Below are 5607 nucleotides of genomic sequence, written 5' to 3' on the forward strand. Positions count from 1 at the left end.
CGGCAACGTATCGAGGGTTCGAATCCCTCCCTCACCGCCAAACAGTAAACCCCGACCTTGATGGTTGGGGTTTTTCTTTTGCGTCAGTAACTTGCTGGTTTTAGTGGTGTTTCGTTCACACTTCGCCCCCTGTCACTTTGTCAGGAGGGCCAGAAAGGTGGTACAAAATGGCCATTATGCCGAACCCCAAAAAAGACCCGAAGACGGGGGTCTACAAGATCCGTCAAGTCATCCCGCCAGCACTTCGCCCCTTCGTTGAAGGCAATAAGGGCGAGCTTAAGCGTTCCCTAGACACCAAAGACCCGCAGGAAGCCAAGTCCAGAGCATTTCTGGTTCAGAAAGAGTTTCACGCTATCTTGGCAAATGCACGGAGCCTCAAGGCACAGCAGGAGAGCAAGGTAGCCCTCACCTTCTCCCAAATCCGCAGCTTCGCCGAAGCTTGGCGTGAACGAGAAGAATTACGCTTGGGAGACCCCGACATCCTTGCTCGCTATGTACTTTGTGAGTATGAGGATGACTCGGCCGCCCGGCACTTCAGCTCACACGGGGAGTTTTATGGGGATGCGTTAAGCTCGATTAACCCCAAGCGTCTATGTGCGGCTATGCGTGAGTTTGCACAGGAATGCTTAGCTCTGGCTCAGGTTGAGCTGGCTTCTGATGACCCCCTTTATACTAAGCTGTGCATGCTACTAGCCGATCATTGTGTATCGATCTGCAAGTCCTCCTTCAAGAACATCCAGCATCAGATAGACGAAAGGCCCAAGAGCTTACCCATCGCCCCTCTTTTCCCCTCAGCGACAGGTACGACAGCCCCCTCTGAACCAGATGCCCTCCGCCTCAGTGCATTTTTCAAGAAGCTGGCCGATGAGCAGGGCAAGGTTAACCCCAAGGGGGCTAAGACGTGGCGACGTGAGCGGGAGTCAGTTGTCCGCCGGTTTATCGAGGCGTTCGGCGATCTACCACTCAACCGTATCACCAAGCCGCTGTGTATCGAGTTCCGTAACTTGCTCATATTGACCCCTTATCGGCCCAATCAAGAGATTGAGCAACTGCCTTTCAGAGAACAGGTTGCCAAGGCTCAGTAGGAGGGCTTGCCGACCATCTCCTTGGCACGGGTGAAGGGGATCATCCGTCTGCTTTCCGGCATACTGGAGCGGGCACATGGGGATGCCCTGATCCCCGACAATCCCTGCCATGGGGTCAAGATCGAAGTGCCTAAAGCGACCCGTGACCGGGCTCCCGAGTTTAGCGATGCCGAGATGAATACCCTGTTTGGTAGCGGCCTGTTTACCGGCAACATCCGCCCGCAACGAGCCCAATTTGGCGAGGCGATCTACTGGGTACCCGTGCTGCTGGCCTATACCGGGGCTCGTTCGGAGGAGGTCTGCCAACTGTTCCGGCGTGATGTCGAGCAGAAAAACGGTCAATGGGTCATCCATATCCGAGACTGGGACGAATCACAGTCGGTCAAGACTGGAAAAGAGAGGGAGGTGCCGCTCCATCCACATCTGTTGGAGCTTGGCTTTGAACGTTTCTTGGCGAGCCGAAGCGCAGCAGGCCCGTTGTTCCCCGAGTTGGTCCCAAGCCAGTCTGGTGGGCGCTACAGCGTCGATTTGGGCAAGTGGCTCAGGAAGCAGATCAGTCAGATCTTGGAACTCAAGGCGGGCTCCATCTCCCCGATACACGCCTTCCGGCATACCTTCATTACCCACATGCGGGAGTTGGGTATCCGGGAAGATTTGCAAAACGCCATCACCGGCCACTCGCAAGGCTCCAACGTGGGCAGACGTTACGGCTCGTTCAGACAGTTACATGAGGCCATCTGCCAGATGCCCCGATGGCCGGTGCCTGTATGGCAGCCCCTTGGTGTCATTGAAGGCTCCGTAGCAGCAGCGGAGGTGCAATCATGAAGCTGACACTAGACAACCTACTACAAGAGCCGGGACGGAATGACTTGCTGTGTCCTTACCGTGTGCTGGACCTCGTCCCCGGATTTGATGGCGAGCATGAGCAATACATACAGCAGGCGTTCCTTAACCTCATTGACATTCCTGAACTTGATTGGCTAGAGATCCCGAAACCCGATGATGGACTTGGTTCATGGACGCCTCAGCAGGCCCTCGCGATCCTGACCTATGGCCCTCGTTCTCATCTCAACGTCGAGCTGATCGTGGAGCTTGAACGCGTTACAGGTGAATCTCTCCCCCGCATGGAAGGAATGAGCCGGTTCGAGGCAGCCTTCTACCTCATCTATTTGCTGCCTCTGCTTAACGAGTTCAGGCAGCGTGACGTCTGGACGACGGTTCAGCCCCAATACGTTTGTGAGCCCTATCGGGTCGATTTCTCGGTTGGCCTGAGTGGCTTCAGGCCAGACTCTTCGAGTTTCCGAGCCATGGGGGGGTGGGAACAGTACCTGATTGAGTTTGATGAAGCCTATCACCAAGAGCCAGCCAACCGCTTGCGTGATCAGCAACGAGATATACATATCGAGCAGGCTACCGGCCTGAAGCCAATCCGGGTGCGTCATGAGGAGCAGGAAGTCTGGGCCGCAATCTGCCGTATTGAACAGGAAATCATCAGTGTCGAAGAGTACCTGCAACGGCTTCTGAAACTGATGGTCTGGCGACGGGGGGAAAAGTACATCGACATCACTCGAAAGTCTGCCCAGCTTGGTTATACCTGTGACGCAGCCGGATATCTGCTCTATTCGGTGCAGCCACTACGCGACCTGAAGCGGATTGCCAAACGGCTAGGGTTGCGGGTTAAGGCAAAGCACACCGGCAAACAGGCATTCTATCGCTTCTATCTCTGATAGTTAGTGCCGCTTGGTGTGTCAGTGGCACACACATTGTTCAACATGTGTGTGGCTCCATTCGGGGTCGCACACATGAAGGAATGTAGAGAGCAAGAGGGATTCGTCATCTGTGTGTCTACTGTGTCGGTGTTCCAGGCCGTAGTTCACACCTATTTCTTTTACTAGTACGACCCGAGACGGGAGCTTACCAGCCACCCGAAGGAGAGATTCCGAGAAGATAGCAACGATCCCGCCTCGTTGGCGGCCCTGAAAAAACAATCCCAAACCCCACCAGCACAAGGAAAACGAGCAGGCAACATACAGACCCAACGCCGGTATAAGCCAGATAGAGATCAGCACCATAGGAGAACCCCATGGAATACATCACATCTGGCCCCTTGTCGGGAGCCATCCAGCAAGGAGAAGACGTATGAATGAGCAGCAAGGAAACCCGTTACTGAAAGCGTTGGAGGCGGCACTGCTGGCAGCCTTGGGCGTCCTCATCAAGGAGGCCGTCAACTCGATGCAGACACCGCCGCCCCCGCCGAAGGAGCCGGACGCTCAATAGACCATGCCCGTGTGACAGACCGGAAGCCCCCCGGCAACCCCTGTCACACGGGTTGGTTTTCGAGTTTTGACACGTTTTTCTTGCAGGGTCTTGAGCCTATTGGGAGGCCATCATGGCAATCATCGGGTATGCCCGTGTCTCGACCACGGGGCAATCGCTGGAGCAGCAACTGACAGCTCTGGCGGGGTGCGAAAAAATCTTTAACGAGAAGGTCAGCGGTAGCAAGACGGATAGGCCGCAACTACAGGCAATGCTCGAATTCGTCCGCTCTGGAGACGTGCTAAAAGTGACAAAACTGGATCGACTCGCTCGAAACACCCGTCACTTGCTGGAGATCACAGACCAGCTACACGCCAAAGGGGTAACATTGCAGATCCAAAATCTGGGCATCGACACGGCAACGCCAACGGGCAAGCTGATGCTGACCATGATCGGGGCCATTGCCACGTTCGAGCGGGAAATCATGCTGGAGCGTCAGGCGGAAGGGATCGCCTTGGCGAAGACAAAAGGGGTTTACAAGGGTCGCAAGCCGACTGCGATGGAGAAGCGGGATGAGGTGCTGCAACTGCTCTCGCAAGGCCTTACAAAGGCGTCAGTAGCAAAACAGCTGGGGATCAGCGTGTCGAGCGTACATCGGATTGCAGTCACAACTTGACTGTGAGATTTTTCGATATAATGTGTGAATAAACGCAGGAAAAGCTATTACTTCGTTCTAATCAGGGAGGATTATATGGGCGTCGTATTAATTATTGCTTTAGTACTCGCATGGCCGACAAATGGACTTTCTCTAATCGCAATACCAGCGTTTGCTATGATTCGAGGCTATGCCCGAGGAAAGGTAGGAAAAACTAGAGATGCTTATTTGACTGCCGAGCAAAAAGCAATGACGGCAATCCAGCAAAGCAATTTCAAAATGCCATCATGGTTGAATAATTCAGTTCTCCAGAAACAGTTAATGATTGAATGTAAAAAGGCCGCATTAGATGCAGGTATGACAAATGATGAAGTTCAATACTGGTTTTCACAGGGCGATGTTTTGGGTTCAATATTAACGGCAGTCGCGTGCTTTGAGAAAGAAGGCTTTGGAAAATCGGAGCAAATTGTGGGTGCCAGCGATGTCACAAAGAATCTTGCTCGAGAATGGCTAATGCAAAAAAATGTAGAAGCGAAACCTGTACATGCTGAGCCAGAGCGGATAATTTCGGCTCATACTGAAGAAAAACGTATTAATGGTTATGAAGGTAGTGTTAGTGACTATGAAAAAGGACGCAAGTTATTTGAAGCTGGTGTAGCCCTAGCCGAACAATACAGATGCCAGGAAGCCATTGATTATTATACCCGTTCTATCAAAATCTGTAATAACCCAGCACCCTACATTAATAGGGCCAACTTATTTAGTAAAAAAATAAGACACTATGAGGCAATGCAAGACCTATTGGAAGCACAACGTCTCGATCTAGAGCAAGGGAATGAATTCTCGTTGGAAATTACTCGTGAATTGGCATTTGAGTATATGCTAACTCAAAATTATCGAAATGGTGTTCGAGAAACACTAGCTGAACCAACTGGTGAGAATAGTCAAGATATAGCCGATCACATCATACATAAATCATTTGGATTTCATCCTTACTCATGGGAAGTCAACCCCTCCAACCTCAAGATACTTGAGTTTCATTTCTTTAATGAAATTGATAACTTCATTAAATTTGAGCAAGTAGATAAATACGAGGATATTAAACAGTGGATAGATGGTTTCTCAAATGAGTTCATAGCAATGAAAGTGAACGCATGCCCTGACATCAAGGCATATCAAGAGGCGGAAATAAAACTACATACATTCTTATGTTCCTATTCTGAAGAGCATATGCTGCAAATTAGAAGAAGTATACTTCATCGTATTCATTGCGGCCTCATGGCTCGAGATTTTGGAGAGGATTATATGAGCCTAGGTTCGGAATGTTGGGGAGTAACAAAAGAAGCGGAGGAGTTTCTTGCAACTCAGTAAGTGAGATTCTGCATGAATAAAACTAATTTATGACAACATCATGCACCAACTCTAATCAAAGAAGATTGACAATTCAGCATGTCCATGAAAACCTATGAATGCGTTGTGCAGATGGTACAAACCAGTGGTACAACAGCTAAGAATCCAAGGTGCATCACTGTAATGAAATCAGTGAGTTACTGAATGTTAGTGAGAATCGAGGGTTCGAATCCCTCCCTCACCGCCAAATAAAACAAAAGG

6 protein-coding genes are annotated in these 5607 nt (G+C 50.8%); all 6 read left to right on the forward strand.

Annotated elements, in window-relative coordinates; genetic code table 11:
- Positions 1-167: 167 nt before the first annotated feature.
- Positions 168-1085 carry a DUF6538 domain-containing protein gene (locus AACR77_RS03420; protein ID WP_042879744.1) on the forward strand — a complete coding sequence of 306 codons (918 nt, stop codon included), beginning with the start codon at positions 168-170 and terminating at the stop codon, positions 1083-1085.
- A gap of 6 nt (positions 1086-1091) precedes the next feature.
- The gene (locus AACR77_RS03425) at positions 1092-1910 is read left to right on the forward strand and encodes a site-specific integrase (protein WP_042879746.1); all 819 of its coding nucleotides are present in this window, start codon (positions 1092-1094) and stop codon (positions 1908-1910) included.
- Complete coding sequence (locus tag AACR77_RS03430; RefSeq protein ID WP_042879748.1) at positions 1907-2812, forward strand: hypothetical protein; 906 nt, start codon at positions 1907-1909, stop codon at positions 2810-2812. Before AACR77_RS03425 ends, AACR77_RS03430 begins: the two co-directional genes overlap by 4 nt.
- 412 nt (positions 2813-3224) lie before the next feature.
- Positions 3225-3362, forward strand: a complete 138-nt coding sequence (locus AACR77_RS03435) for a hypothetical protein (RefSeq protein ID WP_010674054.1) — start codon at positions 3225-3227, stop codon at positions 3360-3362.
- Positions 3363-3474: 112 nt separating this feature from the next.
- Positions 3475-4017: a recombinase family protein gene (locus tag AACR77_RS03440; RefSeq protein WP_042879750.1), complete on the forward strand. Its 543-nt coding sequence runs from the start codon at positions 3475-3477 to the stop codon at positions 4015-4017.
- Between the two features lie 75 nt (positions 4018-4092).
- A complete protein-coding gene (locus tag AACR77_RS03445; protein ID WP_139739539.1) occupies positions 4093-5367 on the forward strand; it encodes a hypothetical protein in 1275 nt (424 codons plus the stop codon).
- Positions 5368-5607 lie beyond the last annotated feature (240 nt).

Source organism: Aeromonas sp. ZOR0002, from assembly GCF_963866995.1.
In the GTDB taxonomy this organism is placed as follows: domain Bacteria; phylum Pseudomonadota; class Gammaproteobacteria; order Enterobacterales; family Aeromonadaceae; genus Aeromonas; species Aeromonas caviae.